General features: G+C 71.3%; 12 protein-coding genes. 5 read left to right on the top strand and 7 right to left on the bottom strand.

What is annotated here, in order from left to right; genetic code table 11:
* Nucleotides 1-16: 16 nt before the first annotated feature.
* Both ACH4UM_RS09070 and ACH4UM_RS09075 read right to left on the bottom strand, forming a co-directional pair.
* Nucleotides 17-652 (bottom strand): TetR/AcrR family transcriptional regulator, encoded by a 636-nt coding sequence (locus ACH4UM_RS09070; RefSeq protein ID WP_398175919.1) that lies wholly within the window; start codon nucleotides 650-652, stop codon nucleotides 17-19.
* A 39-nt stretch (nucleotides 653-691) separates the two neighbouring features.
* Nucleotides 692-1,507 (bottom strand): SDR family oxidoreductase, encoded by an 816-nt coding sequence (locus ACH4UM_RS09075; RefSeq protein WP_398175635.1) that lies wholly within the window; start codon nucleotides 1,505-1,507, stop codon nucleotides 692-694.
* Between the two features lie 62 nt (nucleotides 1,508-1,569).
* Here ACH4UM_RS09075 and ACH4UM_RS09080 point away from each other — a divergent pair, with 62 nt between their 5' ends.
* The gene (locus tag ACH4UM_RS09080) at nucleotides 1,570-2,709 is read left to right on the top strand and encodes an acyl-CoA dehydrogenase family protein (RefSeq protein ID WP_398175637.1); all 1,140 of its coding nucleotides are present in this window, start codon (nucleotides 1,570-1,572) and stop codon (nucleotides 2,707-2,709) included.
* Complete coding sequence (locus ACH4UM_RS09085; protein ID WP_398175639.1) at nucleotides 2,709-3,719, top strand: acyl-CoA dehydrogenase family protein; 1,011 nt, start codon at nucleotides 2,709-2,711, stop codon at nucleotides 3,717-3,719. The genes ACH4UM_RS09080 and ACH4UM_RS09085 overlap by 1 nt, the downstream gene beginning before the upstream one ends.
* Nucleotides 3,720-3,740: 21 nt before the next feature.
* On the opposite strand, the gene ACH4UM_RS09090 is transcribed toward ACH4UM_RS09085, so the two are convergent.
* From ACH4UM_RS09090 to ACH4UM_RS09100, 3 genes are all read right to left on the bottom strand, one after another.
* The gene (locus tag ACH4UM_RS09090) at nucleotides 3,741-4,466 is read right to left on the bottom strand and encodes a vWA domain-containing protein (RefSeq protein ID WP_398175641.1); all 726 of its coding nucleotides are present in this window, start codon (nucleotides 4,464-4,466) and stop codon (nucleotides 3,741-3,743) included.
* Between the two features lie 75 nt (nucleotides 4,467-4,541).
* Nucleotides 4,542-5,564 (bottom strand): glycoside hydrolase family 113, encoded by a 1,023-nt coding sequence (locus ACH4UM_RS09095; protein WP_398175643.1) that lies wholly within the window; start codon nucleotides 5,562-5,564, stop codon nucleotides 4,542-4,544.
* Between the two features lie 56 nt (nucleotides 5,565-5,620).
* Entirely contained in the window at nucleotides 5,621-7,489 is a 1,869-nt protein-coding gene (locus tag ACH4UM_RS09100) for a DUF2334 domain-containing protein (RefSeq protein WP_398175645.1), read from the bottom strand.
* Nucleotides 7,490-8,060: 571 nt separating this feature from the next.
* On the opposite strand from ACH4UM_RS09100, the gene ACH4UM_RS09105 reads away from it, so the two are divergent.
* The 3 genes from ACH4UM_RS09105 to ACH4UM_RS09115 all read left to right on the top strand — a co-directional run bounded on the left by ACH4UM_RS09105 (nucleotide 8,061) and on the right by ACH4UM_RS09115 (nucleotide 11,280).
* Nucleotides 8,061-9,230: a glycosyltransferase family 2 protein gene (locus ACH4UM_RS09105; RefSeq protein WP_398175921.1), complete on the top strand. Its 1,170-nt coding sequence runs from the start codon at nucleotides 8,061-8,063 to the stop codon at nucleotides 9,228-9,230.
* Between the two features lie 182 nt (nucleotides 9,231-9,412).
* Nucleotides 9,413-10,576, top strand: coding sequence for a non-hydrolyzing UDP-N-acetylglucosamine 2-epimerase (gene wecB, locus ACH4UM_RS09110; RefSeq protein WP_398175647.1), 1,164 nt, complete (start codon nucleotides 9,413-9,415; stop codon nucleotides 10,574-10,576).
* Nucleotides 10,573-11,280, top strand: a complete 708-nt coding sequence (locus ACH4UM_RS09115; RefSeq protein WP_398175649.1) for a calcium-binding protein — start codon at nucleotides 10,573-10,575, stop codon at nucleotides 11,278-11,280. The genes wecB and ACH4UM_RS09115 overlap by 4 nt, the downstream gene beginning before the upstream one ends.
* Before the next feature lie 237 nt (nucleotides 11,281-11,517).
* Here the strand turns inward: ACH4UM_RS09115 and ACH4UM_RS09120 are convergent, their stop codons facing one another.
* Together ACH4UM_RS09120 and gltB are read right to left on the bottom strand one after the other, a co-directional pair.
* Nucleotides 11,518-12,981 carry a glutamate synthase subunit beta gene (locus tag ACH4UM_RS09120; RefSeq protein WP_398175651.1) on the bottom strand — a complete coding sequence of 488 codons (1,464 nt, stop codon included), beginning with the start codon at nucleotides 12,979-12,981 and terminating at the stop codon, nucleotides 11,518-11,520.
* A complete protein-coding gene (gltB, locus tag ACH4UM_RS09125; RefSeq protein ID WP_398175923.1) occupies nucleotides 12,974-17,485 on the bottom strand; it encodes a glutamate synthase large subunit in 4,512 nt (1,503 codons plus the stop codon). Before gltB ends, ACH4UM_RS09120 begins: the two co-directional genes overlap by 8 nt.
* Between the last annotated feature and the right edge of the window lie 282 nt (nucleotides 17,486-17,767).

A 17,767-nucleotide genomic window follows, 5' to 3' on the forward strand; every position in this document is an offset into this window, starting at 1 on the left:
GCAACTCCCCAGTGGGTTAGGTGCGTACGGCGATCCCGTCCAGCACCATCGACAGGTACTGCCGGGCGATCTCCTCCGGGCTGTGCTGTCCGCCGGGCCGGTACCAGGACGCGGCGACCCACACCGTGTCCCGCACGAACCGGTAGGTGAGCCGGACGTCGAGGTCGGCCCTGAACACCTGAGCCGCGACTCCACGTTCCAGCGTGGACAGCCACGCCTTCTCGAACCTGCGCTGCGACTCGGCGAGGAACGCGAACCGTTCCTGCGCGAGCAGCTGCTTGCTCTCCTTCTGGTAGATCGCAACGGCGGCGCGGTGCCGGTCGATCTCCCGGAACGACTCGGTGACCAGGGCCTCGAGGGTTTCGCGCGGGCCGAGTCCGGCGCTGAGCACGGCTTCGTAGCCGTCCCACAGCTCGTCGAGGAAGGTGCGCAGGATCTCCTCGAGCATCGACTCCTTGGAGTCGAAGTGGTAGTAGAGACTGCCCGCGAGCAGGCCCGCATGGTCGGCGATCCTGCGGACGGTGGTGGCGTTGTAGCCCTGCTCGGCGAAGACCTCGGCGGCGGTGCTGAGGAGCTCGCCGCGGCGCGCTGCGGCGGTGGCGGCCGCGGGCTTTCGCGTGGTGGCGGCCGCGGGCTTCTTCGAGGCGGTCACCTGGGACTTCTTCTTGGTCGGCACGCGTCCATTGTGGTCCTAGGGGTGGCGGCTGCTGACGGAGACGACCTCTCCCGTCATGTAGGAGGAGTAGCCGGACGCCAGGAACACGATCACGTTGGCGACCTCCCACGGCTCGGCGTACCGCCCGAAGGCCTCGCGCGCGGTCAGCTCCTCCAGCAGTTCCGCTCCGGTCACCTTCGCCAGGTGCGGGTGCATGGCGAGGCTGGGCGAGACCGCGTTGACCCGCACCCCGAACCGGGCCGCCTCCAGTGCGGCGCACCGGGTCAGGGCCATCACCCCCGCCTTCGCGGCGGCGTAGTGGGCCTGTCCGGCCTGGGCGCGCCAGCCCACCACGGAGGCGTTGTTGACGATCACCCCGCCCCTCACCGGCCGGTCGCGGGCGTGCTCCCTCAGCTCACGGAAGTGCCGCAGCGCCGCCCGGGTGCAGCGGAAGGTGCCGTTCAGCGTCACGTCCAGCACCCGCGACCACTGCTCGTCACTCATGTCGGCGAGGGCCGCCGTGCCGCCCAGACCGGCGTTGTTGACGACCACGTCCAGCCGCCCGTGTTCGCGCACCGCCGTCTCGAAGAGCGTGCGCACCTGGGCCCCGTCCGTGACGTCGCACGGCACGGCGGCCACCGAGTCCGCTCCGAACTCCCCGGCCAGCTCGGCCTCGTACTCCTTCAGCCGCCGTACGTGCGCGTCGCTGATCAGCACGCGCGCGCCCTCCTCCAGGAACCGGCGCGCGGTCGCCCCGCCGATGCCCGCGCCCGCCGCCGCGGTGACGACGGCCGTGCGACCGCTGAGCAGCCCGTGTCCGGGGACGTACGCCGGACCCTCGACGTCTGTCATACCGCCACGCTAACCTACCAAACACTTGTTAGGGAAGGTCCGAGGGAAGGAGCACGACGACCGTGGACCTCACCCACTCCCCCGCCGACGAGGCCTTCCGCGCCGAGGCCCGCGGGTGGCTCGCGGAGCATGTGCCGCCGGCTCCGCTGCCCTCCCTGGAGACCGAGGAGGGCTTCGCCGCCCACCGCGCCTGGGAGGCCGAACTGGCCGCGGACCGCTGGTCGGTGGTGTCCTGGCCCAGGGAGTACGGCGGCCGGGACTCCGGGCTGCTGCGGTGGCTGGTCTTCGAGGAGGAGTACTGGGCGGCCGGCGCCCCGGGCCGGGTCGGCCAGAACGGCATCAGCCTGCTCGCCCCGACCCTCTTCGAGCACGGCACCGGGGAGCAGCGGGCCCGCGTGCTGCCCGCGATGGCCACCGGCGAGGTGATCTGGGCGCAGGCCTGGTCCGAGCCCGAGGCCGGCTCCGACCTGGCCTCCCTCAGGTCCAGGGCCGTGCGGACCGCAGGCGGCTGGCGCCTGAGCGGCCAGAAGACCTGGTCCTCGCGCGCGGCCTTCGCCGACCGCGCCTTCGGGCTCTTCCGCAGCGGCCCGGAGGCGCCGAAGCCCCATCAGGGGCTCGTCTACCTGATGTTCGACCTGCGGGCCCCGGGCGTCACCGTCCGCCCGATCGGCCGCCTCGACGGCAAACCCGCGTTCGCCGAGCTGTTCCTGGACGAGGTGTTCGTGCCCGACGAGGACGTCATCGGCGAGCCCGGCGACGGCTGGCGGGTCGCGATGTCCACGGCGGGCAGCGAACGCGGCCTCACCCTCCGCTCCCCCGGCCGCTATCTCGCCGCCGCGCACCGCCTGCACGCACTCTGGCGGGCCCGCGGCCGCCCGGAGCACGTACGCGACCGGGTGGCCGACGCCCTGATCGGCGCCCGCGCCTACCAGCTCTTCGCCTATGCCCAGGCCTCCCGCTTCCTCCAGGGCGGCACCATCGGCGCCCAGGCCAGCCTGAACAAGGTCTTCTGGTCCGAGTACGACCTCGCGCTGCACGAGACCGCACTCGATCTGCTGGGCGAGGAGGGCGAGTTCGCGGACACGGCGTGGTCCGAGGGGTATGTCTTCGCCCTCGCGGGGCCGATCTACGCGGGCACCAACGAGGTCCAGCGCGACATCATCGCCGAGCGGCTGCTCGGCCTGCCGAAGGGACGCCGCTGATGCGTTTCCTGCTCGACGCCGAACAGCGCGCGTTCGCCGACGCCCTGAACGGGATGCTGAGCGCGGCAGACACCCCGGCGGCCGTGCGCGACTGGAGCCGCGGCGAGTACGCGAGCGGCCGTGCCCTGTGGACCCGGATGGCGGAGGCGGGGGTGTTCGCGCTGGCGGTTCCGGAGGCCTACGAGGGGCTCGGCCCGCGGCCCGTCGAACTGGCCGTCGCCTTCGTCGAGTTGGGACGGCACGCGGTACCCGGCCCGCTGGCGGAGACCGTCGCGGCCGCCACGCTGCTCACAGCGCTCGGCGATTCGGGGCCGGCGTCCCGCCTGCTGCCCGCGCTGGCCTCGGGGAAGACCACGGCGACCCTGACGACCGGGCGGTACGCACTGGACGCGGACGCGGCGGACGTACGGCTGACGGTCCGGCAGGCGGACGGTCCGGCGGAACTGCGGCTCGCGCCCGGACCCGACCGTCCCCCCGTCCCCTCCCTCGACCCCGCCCGCCGCCTTCATCCCACCCCGCCCGGCGGCGAGCTCCTCGCCGCCGGCCCCCAGGTCGCCGCGGCCGCCGCCCACGCCCTCACCTGGGCGCGCCTGGCCGTCGCGGCCCAGGCGCTCGGTGTCGGACTGGCGCTCCTGGACCGGACGGTCGCCTACGTCGGGCAGCGCACGCAGTTCGGTGTACCCGTCGGCTCCTTCCAGGCCGTCAAGCACCGCCTGGCGGATGCCAGGACCGCCCTGGAGTTCGCGCGCCCGCTGCTGTTCGGCGCCGCGCTCACGATGAGTCCGGCCGATGTCGCCGCCGCGAAGACCGGCGCCTGCGAGGCGGCCTACGCCACCGCCCGTACGGCACTGCAGTCGCACGGCGCGATCGGCTACACGGCGGAGTACGGCCTGTCGTTGTGGCTCACCAAGGCCCGCGCGCTGCGCACCGCCTGGGGTGCGCCGCACGAGTGCCGTGCCCTCGTCCTGGACGCCGGCGCTCCCCACCGCCGAGCGCCCACCCAGCACTGAGCGCCCACCGCCGGGGGCGCGTCAGGCCGGCCGTACGATCCCTCGCGCCCGCGCGGCCACCAGCCACCTGGGGAACTCGCCCACCAGATGGTCGTACAGCTCCGCGTCGGACACCGCCCTGGGATCCGCCCCGGCGTGGAAGAAGCCTGCGTTGTCCACGATCCGCCTGCCCGGCACCGCCAGCTCGTCCAGTCTGCGCAGGAAGTCGAACTGGCGGCTGCCGGGGTCGCCGAAGCCGACGAACTGCCAGAAGAGCGGAAGCTTCGCGGCCTTGCACAGATAGCGTTCCGCGGCGAGCTTGTTGATCGGTCCGCCGTCGGTCTGGAAGACGACCAGGGCGGGGTCCGTGGCGCCGCTGTCGAGGTAGTGGTCGATGACGGCGTCCATCGCCAGGTGGTAGCTGGTCTTCCCCATGTGCCCGAGGCCGGACGCGATCCGCTCGATGCGGCCCCGGTGGTCGGCGAGGGCGATGTCGGTGACGGCGTCGATGTCGGTGGAGAAGAACACCACCGGCACCCGTCCGTCGTCGTCCAGGTGCGCCGAGAGCCCCAGTACCCGGTCGGCGAGCGCCTGCACGCTGCCGTCCCGGTAGTAGGGCTTCATGGAGCCGGAGTAATCGATCACCAGGTAGACGGCGGCCCGCAGCCCGTCCAGGCCGTGCTTGGTGAGGCAGATCCCCGCGCTCCTGTACGGGCCGACCAGCGCGGGTGCGGTCTCCTCCACCTTGCTGAGACTGATCGCGGCCACGGCCGGGCTCCCCCTTCGGTCCAGGACTGGAAGGCCGAGGTTACGCCACGCCTGCCTCGGCCCTCCCCGCACCTGTCAGGGGGCCCACTTCTCGCGCAGCACCCGCTCCGCCGGTTTCCCGTGCGGGCTGTACGCCAGCGTGGGCGGGGTCTCGCCGCTGTCCGGCCAGTCGTCCCACATCCACCAGCAGACCCCGGCCCACCAGGGGCGGTCCTCGAAGGAGTCCAGCAGCGCCCGGTAGGCGGCGGCCTGTTCGGCGTCGCCGCTGCGCCGGCTGACGGTCCAGGAGTACGGGGCGGTCGTGGCGCCGCGCTGACTGACGTAGCCCGCCTCGGTGAACAGGATCCGCCGGCCCTGGCGCCGCGCGTAGGCGGCGAGGTGTTCGCGGATCGGCTGCCAGGCGGCCCGCAGCCGGGCTGGGTCGTCGGTGGGCCGGGCGGACAGCGGCCAGTAGGCGTCGATGCCGATGAGGTCGAGCTCCTTCCAGAAGTGGATGCGCTCGTACTCGTCGTAGTTGGCGGCGTAGGTCAGCGGTCCGCTGTAGTGGTCGCGGACGGCCGCGACGACCTCCGTCCAGGCGGCGGTGTCGCCGGAGACACCGGCGAGTTCGGTGCCCACCGAGAACTGCTCGGCACCGGTGCCGGCGGCCAGGTCCGCGTAGTGGGTGATGAACGACCGGTACGCGGCGAACCAGGCGGCCCGGTCGCGGGGGCGGATGGCGGCGCGGTCCTCGTCGCCGGGCAGGTCGATGTGCGGCTTGATCATCACCTTCAGGCCGGCCGCGTGGGCGCGGCGCACGATGTGCCGCAGGCTCGCGTCGCTCGCCGTCTCCTGGGTGGCGTGCGGGGCGGAGTCGGCGGCGTGGTTCTGGTACCAGGTCGGGGTCAGGGCGACCCAGCGCGCGCCGGTGGCCCTGATGTCGCGCAGATACCGGCCGGCGGCCGGGCTGTCGTAGTCGGTGCGGTACCAGGAGGGCAGCGCGAAGCCGCGCATCGTGGACGTGCGCACGGCGGGGGCGGGCGGCGGGCCGCTGCCGCCCTTCGCGCCGTGCCCGCCCTGCCGCCCGCCCCCGGACCCCGCCTGGGTGCAGCCGCTCACGGCGAGAAGGACCGCCGCCAGGGCGGCGGCGGTCCTCCACCTCGGGGCCGGGGCCCTCACAGGGCCGCCGGGCTGACGAAGGTGTACCCGAGCGCCTTGATGCCGTCGATCGTGTCCTTCAGCGGCTGCAGCGGGTAGTACGGGTGGTAGAAGAAGCTCGCGAAGCCGTCCCGCACGGCCAGGTTGGCCCTGGCCGAGGCGATGAGGTCGGCCGGGAGCCGCGGCGGATGGTTGTTGTAGGCCTCCGGTTCGTAGTTGCCGATGTTCTCGGGCAGCACCTTGGTGCCGTACACGTCCTTGACGACGTACGGGAAGAACTGGCCGATGAAGCGGTTCGGGTCGGCCTGTGTCCCGCTGAGGGTCCCGGCGAAGTAGAGCGAACGCTCCAGCCGGGCGGAGAAGTTGGAGCTGAAGACCTGGTAGTCGGCCGCCGAGCCCGCGTAGTGCGGGGTCGTCCACAGGGCCGGCTTGGGCAGGCCCGCCGCGGTGAACGCGGACAGCGCGCTGGTGACCCGGCCCTGCGCCCAGGTGGTGGAGTCCTCGGCGACCGGCCCGTCGTAGACGACGTTGTTCGCCGAGTCCACGTGCGCCCGGTAGAACTCGAAGTCGTCGCCGGTCACGCCGTCGTAGGGGTTGGCGACGGTACCGTACTGGTGGGTGTAGCCGTGGTCCATCAGCACCGCGCCCCTGTCCAGCATGTACTTCAGTGCGCTGACCACCTGCGGCCGGTCGGCGAGGGTGACCGTCTGCGCGGCGCCGTTGTTGTAGGTGCCGTTGGGGTCCGTGTAGACGGGGATCACGTTGATGCCGTAGGGGATGTTCTGCGAGTGGAGGTAGTCGGCCATGGCCCGCAGCTGGGTGGGGTCCGAGTCGGGGCTGATGTCCTCCAGGCGCACGATCGCGCGGTGCCGTTCGGCGGTCGCCGGGGCGAGGGCGTCGAAGAGGAGGTCCTCCAGCGCGATGACGCGGTCGCTCTCGGAGACGTAGGCGAAGGGGATCTCACCGATGTAGGTGAGGTTGGACGAGCGGATCGCCCAGCCGAAGGTGTGTCCGTCGGAGCTGTCCAGGCCCTCCGCGAGCCGGGTGACCGCCGGATAGCCGCCGCCCGTCAGCACGTTGGGGCGCAGTACGCCGCCGTCCTGCCCGGCCGGGATGGTCCGGGTGAGGTTCTGGCCCCGGTACGTCACCTGCGTGACGTTGCCGACGGAACCGCCGTCCTCGTAGTACGACGTCGTCGGATCCCAGCCGTACTTCTGGGCGAACTGGGCCGTGCCGACCGCGTTCGCCATGTTCCAGACGTTGGCGCCCATCCAGATCACGGGCTTGGTGCTCACGGCCGCGTCCTGGTAGAAGGCGGCCGGGACCGCGTCCGGGATCGAGCCGCCGTAGTAGGTGGAGCCGATGTAGATCACGGCCGAGTACTGGTCGATCATGCCCGCCGTGTACTGCTGGACCGGCTTGGCCGTCACGGCGCCGAAGTGGCCGGCGAGGTTGGCCGTGGCCATCGCGTACAGCTCGCCCAGCTGCCCGTAGGGGCCGGCCGTGTCATAGAGGACGAGGGTGGCCGGGCCGGCGGCGTCGGCCGCGGCGGCCTCGGCCGGTGCGAGCGCGCGGGCCTGGCGGGTGACGGCCGTCGCGGCCTGCCGCGGCACGACGGCCGCGGTGGCGAGGGTGGTCACCGTGGTGGTGCCGGCCTTGCCGTGCGGCCGGGCGCGGCGCGCGCGGTCCGCCTGCAGCTGGGCCTTCGCCCAGCCGGTGAGGTCGATGCGGCTCAGCCCGGACCGGGGGCCGACAAACCCGCCGTGGTGCCCGCCCCGGCCGGCGGCCTGGGCACCCGCGGCCAGGAAGGTGCCGCTCAGCAGGGCCGCGACGAGCAGCAGGACGACGGAAATCCTGGAAGTTGCCCGCTTCCAGGGCGGGATCACTGGTCTCACAATCTTCCCCCCACTTTCACTTTACCGATCATTACTGATCACTGACGAAGGCATTTCCCACAGGAAGCCATAGATTCTTCTGACGGCCCGGACGGGTGTCAATGGGCCGCAGAGTGAATTCCCGGGGGCCCATGAGACCTCATCGGAAGATCGGACATGTCCTTTTTTCAGATAGTCTTCTGAGCGGAGCGCGACCTCTGCTAGGTTCACCTTCGCGCGCTGGGGAACGCGCACCGAATTATGGGGGGACCATGTACGGACGACCCGCTCTGGGGGCATTGCTGCCCCTCGCCGGGGCGATGGCCGCGCCGGAAGCGATACCCGGCCTGGCGTTGGCCAAGGCCCTGCAGGCCACCGCCGGAGTCGGATTTCTGTTCTACTGTCTGGCCGCGTGTTTGATATTGCTGGCCCGGATACGCCTGCGCAGACAGGCGCAACAGGAGCAACCAGGAGCAGTGCGCGGCTCGGATGCATACCGGGAGCGGCTATGATCGTGGAGTTGCTCCTGTGGTCCAGCATCACTCTGATCGTGCTGGCCGGCTGTTACAACACGAGCCTATTCATGCTCTCGCGGCGCAGAATTCGACGTTCCCGTTCCGACCACAGAGAGCGCTTCTACGTATTTCTTCTGGCCTGCCTGAACGAAGAAAAAGTGCTGTCCGAAAGCCTGGCGCGCATCACCGCACTGCCCGCCGGGAATTTCCTGGCACTCGTCATCGACGACGCGTCGGACGACCGTACCGGCGAAATAGCCCTGGCCGCCGATCCGGAACGGGTCCGGCTGCACCGCCGCACTCTGCCGGACGCGCGCCGCGGCAAGGGCGCCGCGCTCAATGACGGGGTACGGCATCTGAAGGAGTCCGGTCTGCTCGCGGGCCGCGACCCCGCCGACGTCGTGCTGTGCGTGGTCGACGCGGACGGGCGGCTCGATCCGCACGTCGTCCAGTCCGTGGACCCCTACTTCGACGACCCGGCCACCGGCGCCGTCCAGATCTGTGTGCGCATGTACAACCGGCGCCAGGGGCTGCTCGCACGGATGCAGGACATGGAGTTCGTCGTCTACGGCGACGTGTTCCAGAGCGCGCGCCGTTTCATCGGCAGCGTCGGGATGGGCGGCAACGGGCAGTTCATGCGGCTGTCGGCCCTCAACACGCTGGACGGGGACGGGCCGTGGAGCGACAGCCTCACCGAGGACCTCGACCTCGGGGTCCGGCTGATCGCCAAGGGCTGGACCAACCAGCACTGCACCACCGCCGCGGTCTCCCAGCAGGCCGTGCTCAGCCTGCGGCGCCTGATCCGCCAGCGATCCCGCTGGTTCCAGGGCCACTTGCAGTCGGCCGGTCTCGTCCCGCTCATCCTGCGGGACGTGCCGATCCGGCCCGCCCTGGACCTGCTCTACCACCTGTCCAGCCCGGTACTGATCCTGCTCACCTCGCTGCTGCCGCTGTCCTTCCTCCTCGCCGTGGGCGCCACCGCGGTGGCCTCCGTGCAGGTGGGACACCCGCTGGTGTCGCCCATGTGGCTGCTCGGCCCGTACCTGCTGTCGTTCACGGCGGCCTACGCGTACGGCTTCGTCTACGCCAAACGTGAGCGCGACCTGGGACTGGTGCGCTCGGTCCTGCTCGCCCACGTCTTCGTCCTCTACGGCTACATCTGGTTCGCCGCCGGCTGGTGGGGGTTCTGGCGGATGCTCACCGGCAAGCAGACCTGGCTGAAGACCGCGCGGACCTGAGCACCGCGGTCCTCGGCCACGCCCATCGGCCGTGACCCATCGGCCGTGACCCATCAGCCGTGACCCATCAGCCGTGTCCCTTCAGTCGCGTCCCATCGGCCGCGTTTCGACCTCTTCTCTCTCATCTCACCATTCATCACTGTGCGCGGTCGCGACCGCGCACGCCCTTGGGGGGCCTCTTCATGTCCACACACCCGTCAGCCGTGCCCGTACGCGCCATGCTGGTGCTCGGGACCCGGCCGGAAGCGATCAAACTGGCGCCGGTGGCGCGGGCGATGGCGGCCGACGCGCAGTTCGAGCCGGTCGTCGTCACCACCGGACAGCACCGCGAGATGCTCCACCAGATGCTCGGCCTGCTCGGCGTCGGCGTACGGATCGCGCTCGACGTGATGCGCAGCCGTCAGCAGCTGTCCGAGCTGACCGCCCGGCTGGTCGGCGAACTCGGCGAGGTGCTGCGGGACCAGCGCCCGGACCTGGTCGTCGTGCAGGGCGACACCACCACCGCGCTGGCCGGCGCCCTGGCCGCCTTCTACGAGAAGATCCCGGTCGCGCATGTGGAGGCCGGGCTGCGCACCGGAGTCCTGGACAACCCGTTCCCGGAGGAGCTCAACCGCTGCCTGATCGGGCGGATCGCCCGCTGGCACTTCGCGCCGACCGCGCGCGCGGCCCGCCATCTCAGGGACGAGGGCGTCCCCGCCGACCAGGTGTTCACCACCGGCAACACGGTGATCGACAACCTGCTGTGGGTGCTGGCCGAGGGCACCGGTGCCTCCGCCTTCCGCACCGGTGCCCGGCGGATCCTGGTGACGCTGCACCGCCGGGAGAACCAGGGCGAGCGGATGCGCGGCATGGGCCGGGCGCTCACCCGGCTGGCCCGGCGCGGAGACGTCGAGATCGTGCTGCCGCTGCACAAGAGCCCGGCCGTGCGGGACGCGCTGCTGCCCGAACTCGAGGGCCAGGACGGCATCTCGCTGGTCGAGCCGCTCGGCTACCTGGACTTCGCGGCCACGCTGGCCGAGTGCGACCTCGTCCTCACCGATTCGGGCGGCATCCAGGAGGAGGCCCCGAGCCTGAGCAAGCCCGCCCTCGTCCTGCGCACGACCACCGAACGGCCGGAGGCGGTGGAGGCGGGGGCCGCCCGACTGGTCGGCACCGACCCGGACGCCGTGGTGAGCTGCGCCGAGAGGCTGCTCGACGACCCGGCGGAGTACCGGCGGATGGCGACGGCCGGAAACCCGTTCGGCGACGGACGGGCGGCCGGGCGCGTCCTCGCCCAACTGGCCGAGGACTTCGCCGCCGAGGTGCCGGTCGGGGTCACCACCTCCGGGCCATACTCGGCAGCATGACCTCCTCACTCCTGCGGCCCCGTCGGCGGGTTCCCCTTCCGGCGGGGCGCAGGGGTCGCCTCCTCACCGCCCTGACACTGTCGCTGGCCCTGACCGCGGTCCTCGTGATCGCCCTGGGCCGGTGCGGGGGCCACGGCCCGCCACCGGCCGTGCCCTGGCGCGACGGCTCCACGCACGGCCGCTGGCTGTCGGTCTTCGACGGCCACGGCACCAACACGGGCGACGACGTTTCCCTTTCGCTGTCCCCCAGGGCGGCCGAGGACCCCGGCACCACGCATGCGGGGCTGGTGGTGAGCACCGCCTCCTACACCGATGTGCGCTACGCGGCGCGGATGCGGGCGGTCAGGCAGCTGCGCGCGCCGAAGCCCAACCCGTGGGAGGTGCCGTGGCTGGTGTGGGCGTACACCGACCCGGAGCACTTCTACTACATCACTCTCAAGCCCAACGGCTGGGAGCTCGGCAAGCGGGACCCGGCCCATCCGGGCGGCCAGCGATTCCTGGCCACGGGACGTACGCCGTACCCGGTCGGCCAGTGGTACGAGGTACGGGTGCGCCAGCACGGGCCCGAGCTGTCGGTCGCGGTGGGCGGCAGACCGCTGGTGAACTTCACCGACGCCGAACGGCCCTACGTGCGGGGCAGGGTGGGCGCCTACACGGAGGACGCCACGGTGAGGTTCGAGGGGCTGAGCGCGAGTTCGGGCTGAGCGCAAACCTCGGCGTGAGCGAAGGTCTCTGATTGAGCGAAGGTCTCGGGCCGGGCGAAGAGTCCAAGGCCGGGCGAAGAGTCCCGGGCGGGGCGCGGCCCGGAAAAGCGGCGGCGCCTGCCCCAGGTCCGGTCGGGGACTTGGAGGGCAGGCGCCGTCTGGGGGGACCTGGGGCTATTCGCCCCAGATATCCCGCCCGTACGCCGTTGTACGGGACGTCTTTTGTGCGGTCGCGCGTCAGACCATCAGCGCACGGTCCGTCGGGCGGATCGGGGCCGGCAGGTCGCTGGCGCCGGTCAGGTACCGGTCGGCACCGCGGGCGGCCGAGCGGCCCTCGGCGATCGCCCACACGATGAGCGACTGGCCGCGGCCGGCGTCGCCGGCGACGAACACGCCCGGCACGTTGGTCTGGAAGTCGGCGTCGCGGGCGATGTTGCCGCGCTCGTCGAGCTCCAGGCCGAACTGCTCGACCAGGCCGTTCTCCCGGTCGGTGCCGGTGAAGCCCATGGCCAGGGTGACCAGCTGGGCCGGGACCTTGCGCTCGCTTCCCGGCTTCTGGGTCAGCTTGCCGTCGACGAACTCGACCTCGGCCAGGTGCAGCCACTGCACATTGCCGTCCTCGTCGCCCTCGAAGTGGGTCGTGGACGCCGAGTAGATGCGCTCGCCGCCCTCCTCGTGGGCCGAGGTGACCTTGTAGAGGATCGGGAAGGTCGGCCAGGGCTGGTTGACCGGGTTCCGCTCGTCGTTCGGGCGGGGCATGATCTCCAGCTGGGTGACGGAAGCCGCGCCCTGACGGTGGGCGGTGCCCACGCAGTCCGCACCGGTGTCACCGCCGCCGATGACGACGACGTGCTTGCCCTCGGCCGAGATCGGCGCGGTGACGTAGTCACCCTCCTGCACCTTGTTGGACAGGGGCAGGTACTCCATGGCCTGGTAGATGCCCTTGAGCTCGCGGCCCGGGACCGGCAGGTCGCGCGCGGTGGTGGCACCGGCGGCGATCACGACGGCGTCGTACCGCTTCTTCAGGTCCGTCGCCTTCAGGTCGCGGCCGATCTCGACGCCGGTGCGGAAGCGGGTGCCCTCCGCGCGCATCTGCTCGATACGGCGGTTGATGTGCCGCTTCTCCATCTTGAACTCGGGGATGCCGTAACGCAGGAGGCCTCCGACGCGGTCCGCGCGCTCGTAGACGGCGACGGTGTGGCCGGCCCGGGTCAGCTGCTGGGCGGCGGCCAGGCCCGCCGGGCCCGAGCCGATGACGGCGACCGTCTTGCCGGACAGGCGCTCGGGGATCTGCGGCGCGACGTCACCGGTCTCCCACGCCTTGTCGATGATCGAGACCTCGACGTTCTTGATGGTGACCGGCGGCTGGTTGATGCCGAGCACACAGGCCGACTCGCACGGCGCCGGGCACAGCCGCCCGGTGAACTCCGGGAAGTTGTTCGTGGCGTGCAGGCGCTCGGAGGCGGCCGCCCAGTCCTGGCGGTAGGCGTAGTCGTTCCACTCCGGGATCAGGTTCCCGAGCGGACAGCCGTTGTGGCAGAACGGGATGCCGCAGTCCATGCACCGGCTGGCCTGCTTGCTGATGATCGGCAGCAGCGAGCCGGGGACGTAGACCTCGTTCCAGTCCTTGACGCGCTCCTGGACCGGGCGGGACTTGGCGACCTCGCGGCCGTGGTTCAAGAAGCCCTTCGGGTCAGCCATTGATCGCCGCCTCCATCATCTTCTCGGTGATCTCGGTCTCGGACAGACCGGCTCGCTCGGCGGCGTCCTTGGCGGCGAGCACTGCCTTGTACGTGCTGGGGATGATCTTGCTGAAGCGCTCCACCGCGGTGTCCCACTCGGCGAGCAGCTTCTCGGCGACGGTGGAGCCCGTCTCCTGCTGGTGGCGGCGGACCGCGTCCTGCAGCCACTGCTTGTCGGCCTCGTCCAGTGCCTCGATCGACTCCAGGTTGCCGACGTTGACGTTGTCGCGGTCGAGGTCGATGACGTATGCGACACCGCCGGACATGCCGGCCGCGAAGTTGCGGCCCGTCGGGCCGAGCACCACCGCACGACCACCGGTCATGTACTCGCAGCCGTGGTCGCCCACGCCCTCGGAGACGACCAGCGCGCCGGAGTTGCGGACGCAGAACCGCTCACCGCTGCGGCCGCGCAGGAACATCTCGCCTCCGGTTGCGCCGTAGGCGAGGGTGTTGCCCGCGATGACGCTGTACTCGGCGAGGTGGTCGGCCGCGCGGTCCGGGCGGACGACGATCCGGCCGCCGGACAGGCCCTTGCCGACGTAGTCGTTGGCGTCGCCCTCCAGGCGCAGCGTGATGCCGCGCGGGACGAAGGCGCCGAAGGACTGGCCGGCGGAGCCGGTGAAGGTGATGTCGATGGTGCCGTCGGGCAGGCCCGCGCCGCCGAACTTCTTCGTCACCTCGTGGCCGAGCATGGTGCCGACCGTGCGGTTGATGTTGCGGATGGCGACCTGGGCGCGCACCGGCTGGGCGTCGGCGGCGCCGGCCGCGGCCAGGGCGTCGGCGGCGAGCTTGATCAGCTCGTTGTCGAGCGCCTTCTCCAGGCCGTGGTCCTGGGCGATCACCTGGTGGCGCACCGCACCCTCGGGCAGCTCGGGCACGTGGAACAGCGGCTGAAGGTCCAGACCCTGCGCCTTCCAGTGGTCGACCGCGCGGGTCACGTCGAGAGCCTCGGCGTGACCGACGGCCTCCTCGATGGAGCGGAAGCCCAGCTCGGCGAGGAGCTCGCGGACCTCCTCGGCGATGAACTGGAAGAAGTTCACGACGTACTCGGCCTTGCCGGCGAAGCGCTCGCGCAGGGTCGGGTTCTGGGTGGCGATGCCGACCGGGCAGGTGTCCAGGTGGCAGACCCGCATCATCACGCAGCCGGAGACGACGAGCGGAGCGGTCGCGAAACCGAACTCCTCGGCGCCCAGCAGCGCGGCGATGACGACGTCGCGGCCGGTCTTCAGCTGGCCGTCGGTCTGCACCACGATGCGGTCCCGCAGGCCGTTGAGCAGCAAGGTCTGCTGGGTCTCGGCCAGGCCGAGCTCCCAGGGGCCGCCCGCGTGCTTCAGCGACGTCAGCGGGGAGGCGCCCGTGCCGCCGTCGTGGCCGGAGATCAGGACCACGTCCGCGTGCGCCTTGGACACGCCGGCCGCGACCGTGCCGACGCCGACCTCGGAGACCAGCTTCACGTGGATGCGGGCCTGCGGGTTGGCGTTCTTCAGGTCGTGGATCAGCTGGGCCAGGTCCTCGATGGAGTAGATGTCGTGGTGCGGCGGAGGGGAGATGAGTCCCACGCCCGGCGTCGAGTGCCGGGTCTTGGCCACCCACGGGTACACCTTGTGGCCGGGCAGCTGGCCGCCCTCGCCGGGCTTGGCGCCCTGGGCCATCTTGATCTGGATGTCGTCGGCGTTGACCAGGTACTCGGAGGTCACACCGAAGCGGCCGGAGGCGACCTGCTTGATGGACGAGCGGCGCGCCGGGTCGTACAGGCGCTCCGGGTCCTCGCCGCCCTCACCGGTGTTGGACTTGCCGCCCAGCTGGTTCATGGCGATGGCGAGGGTCTCGTGCGCCTCCTTGGAGATGGAGCCGTACGACATGGCGCCGGTGGAGAAGCGCTTGACGATCTCGGAGACCGGCTCGACCTCGTCGACGGAGATCGGCTGCCGGTCCGACTTGAAGCCGAACAGGCCGCGCAGCGTCATCAGGCGCTCGGACTGCTCGTTCACCCGGGAGGTGTACTTCTTGAAGACGTCGTAGCGGCCGGTGCGCGTGGAGTGCTGGAGGCGGAAGACCGTCTCCGGGTCGAACAGGTGCGGCTCGCCCTCGCGGCGCCACTGGTACTCGCCGCCGATCTCCAGCGCGCGGTGCGCCGGGGCGATGCCGGAGGCCGGGTAGGCCTTGGCGTGGCGGGCGGCGACCTCCTTGGCGATGACGTCGATGCCGACGCCGCCGATCTTGGTGGCCGTGCCGTTGAAGTACTTCTCGACGAAGGCCTCGTCGAGGCCGACGGCCTCGAAGACCTGGGCGCCGCGGTAGGAGGCGACGGTCGAGATGCCCATCTTGGACATGACCTTCAGCACGCCCTTGCCGAGGGCGTAGATCAGGTTGCGGATGGCCTTCTCGGGCTCGATGTCCGGCAGGAAGGTGCCGGCGCGGACCAGGTCCTCGACGGACTCCATCGCCAGGTACGGGTTGACGGCGGCGGCGCCGTAGCCGATGAGCAGGGCGACGTGGTGGACCTCGCGGACGTCGCCGGCCTCGACCAGCAGGCCCACCTGGGTGCGCTGCTTGGTGCGGATGAGGTGGTGGTGGACGGCCGCGGTGAGCAGCAGCGACGGGATCGGCGCGTGCTCGGCGTCGGAGTGGCGGTCGGACAGGACGATCAGGCGGGCGCCGTTCCCGATGGCCGCGTCGGCCTCGGCGCAGATCTCCTCGATGCGCGCGGCGAGCGCGTCACCGCCGCCGGAGACCCGGTACAGACCGGACAGGGTCGCGGCCTTGAAGCCGGGCATGTCGCCGTCGGCGTTGATGTGGATGAGCTTGGCCAGCTCGTCGTTGTCGATGACCGGGAAGGGCAGCAGGACGCTGCGGCAGGACGCGGCCGTCGGCTCGAGCAGGTTGCCCTCCGGGCCGAGCGAGGAGCGCAGCGAGGTGACGAGCTCCTCGCGGATCGCGTCCAGCGGCGGGTTGGTGACCTGCGCGAACAGCTGGGTGAAGTAGTCGAAGAGCAGACGCGGGCGCTCGCTGAGCGCGGCGATCGGCGAGTCGGTGCCCATGGAGCCGATCGGCTCGGCGCCGGCCTTGGCCATCGGCGCCAGGATGACGCGCAGTTCCTCCTCGGTGTAGCCGAAGGTCTGCTGGCGGCGGGTGACCGAGGCGTGGGTGTGGACGATGTGCTCGCGCTCGGGCAGGTCGCCCAGCTCGATCTCGCCGGCCTCCAGCCACTCGGCGTAGGGCTGCTCGCCGGCGAGGGTCGCCTTGATCTCGTCGTCCTCGATGATGCGGTGCTCGGCGGTGTCGACGAGGAACATGCGGCCCGGCTGCAGGCGGCCCTTGCGGACGACCTTGGCGGGGTCGATGTCGAGGACGCCGACCTCGGAGCCGAGAACGACCAGGCCGTCGTCGGTGACCCAGTAGCGGCCCGGGCGCAGACCGTTGCGGTCGAGCACGGCGCCGACCTGGGTGCCGTCGGTGAAGGTGACGCATGCGGGGCCGTCCCAGGGCTCCATCGTCGTGGAGTGGAACTGGTAGAAGGCACGCCGCGCCGGGTCCATGGAGTCGTGGTTCTCCCACGCCTCCGGGATCATCATCAGCACGGAGTGCGGCAGCGAGCGGCCGCCGAGGTGGAGCAGTTCCAGGACCTCGTCGAAGGAGGCGGAGTCGGAGGCGTCCGGGGTGCAGATCGGGAAGATCCGCTCCAGGTTGTCCTTGCCTCCGAACAGCTCCGAGGCCAGCTGGGACTCGCGGGCGACCATCCAGTTGCGGTTGCCCTTGACGGTGTTGATCTCACCGTTGTGCGCGACGAAGCGGTACGGGTGCGCGAGCGGCCAGCTCGGGAAGGTGTTCGTCGAGAAGCGGGAGTGGACGAGCGCGATGGCCGAGGCGAAGCGGCGGTCGGACAGGTCCGGGAAGAACGGCTCCAGCTGGCCTGTGGTCAGCATGCCCTTGTAGACGAGGGTGCGGGCCGACAGCGACGGGAAGTAGACGCCCGCCTCGCGCTCGGCGCGCTTGCGCAGCACGAACGCCCTGCGGTCCAGCGCGATGCCCTCGCTCACGCCGTCGGTGACGAACAGCTGGCGGAAGACCGGCATCGTGGAGCGGGCGGTGGCGCCCAGCAGCTCGGGGGCGACCGGGACCTCGCGCCAGCCGAGGACCGTCAGGCCCTCGCCGGCCGCGATCGTCTCGATGTGTGAGACGGCGTCCTCGGTGCCGTCCTCCGGCAGGAAGGCGATGCCGACCGCGTAGGCGCCGGCCTGGGGCAGCTCGAATCCGGCCACCTCGCGCAGGAACGCGTCGGGCACCTGGGAGAGCAGGCCCGCACCGTCGCCGGAGTCGGGCTCGGAGCCGGTGGCGCCGCGGTGCTCCAGGTTGCGCAGAACCGTGAGCGCCTGCTCGACCAGCGCGTGGCTCGCCTCGCCGGTGAGGGTGGCCACGAAGCCGACGCCGCAGGCGTCGTGCTCGTTGCGGGGGTCGTACATACCCTGCGCAGCAGGGCGAGCATCCATGAACGACCAGTTCTGGCCATTCGCGGAGTGCTGGGACGGCTGGCGCGGCGTACGCATCGGCTCTCCCGTCGTCGTCATGTGGCATGTGCAGTGCCGAGGGACGACGTTGGCCCTCTGCGTAAGTGCGAAATTTCGTGCAGATTACATGATGGAGCGGTTGCCCGGAACCAGATACTCCGTTCCAACATGCGGACACCGCGGGCCCGCGGCGGGGGTACCGCGCCCAGCGGTGGAAGTCATGGGGGTACCGACACG

The organism is Streptomyces sp. NPDC020801 (assembly GCF_044334385.1).
In the GTDB taxonomy this organism is placed as follows: Bacteria; Actinomycetota; Actinomycetes; order Streptomycetales; family Streptomycetaceae; genus Streptomyces.

Excerpts from the sequence above, each read along its gene's own strand:
- ACH4UM_RS09075 (WP_398175635.1), bottom strand. The coding sequence starts at position 1,507 with ATGACAGACGTCGAGGGTCCGGCGTACGTCCCCGGACACGGGCTGCTC.
- gltB (WP_398175923.1), bottom strand. The coding sequence starts at position 17,485 with ATGTACGACCCCCGCAACGAGCACGACGCCTGCGGCGTCGGCTTCGTG.
- ACH4UM_RS09085 (WP_398175639.1), top strand. The coding sequence starts at position 2,709 with ATGCGTTTCCTGCTCGACGCCGAACAGCGCGCGTTCGCCGACGCCCTG.
- ACH4UM_RS09105 (WP_398175921.1), top strand. The coding sequence starts at position 8,061 with ATGCTCTCGCGGCGCAGAATTCGACGTTCCCGTTCCGACCACAGAGAG.
- wecB (WP_398175647.1), top strand. The coding sequence starts at position 9,413 with ATGTCCACACACCCGTCAGCCGTGCCCGTACGCGCCATGCTGGTGCTC.
- ACH4UM_RS09115 (WP_398175649.1), top strand. The coding sequence starts at position 10,573 with ATGACCTCCTCACTCCTGCGGCCCCGTCGGCGGGTTCCCCTTCCGGCG.
- ACH4UM_RS09120 (WP_398175651.1), bottom strand. The coding sequence starts at position 12,981 with ATGGCTGACCCGAAGGGCTTCTTGAACCACGGCCGCGAGGTCGCCAAG.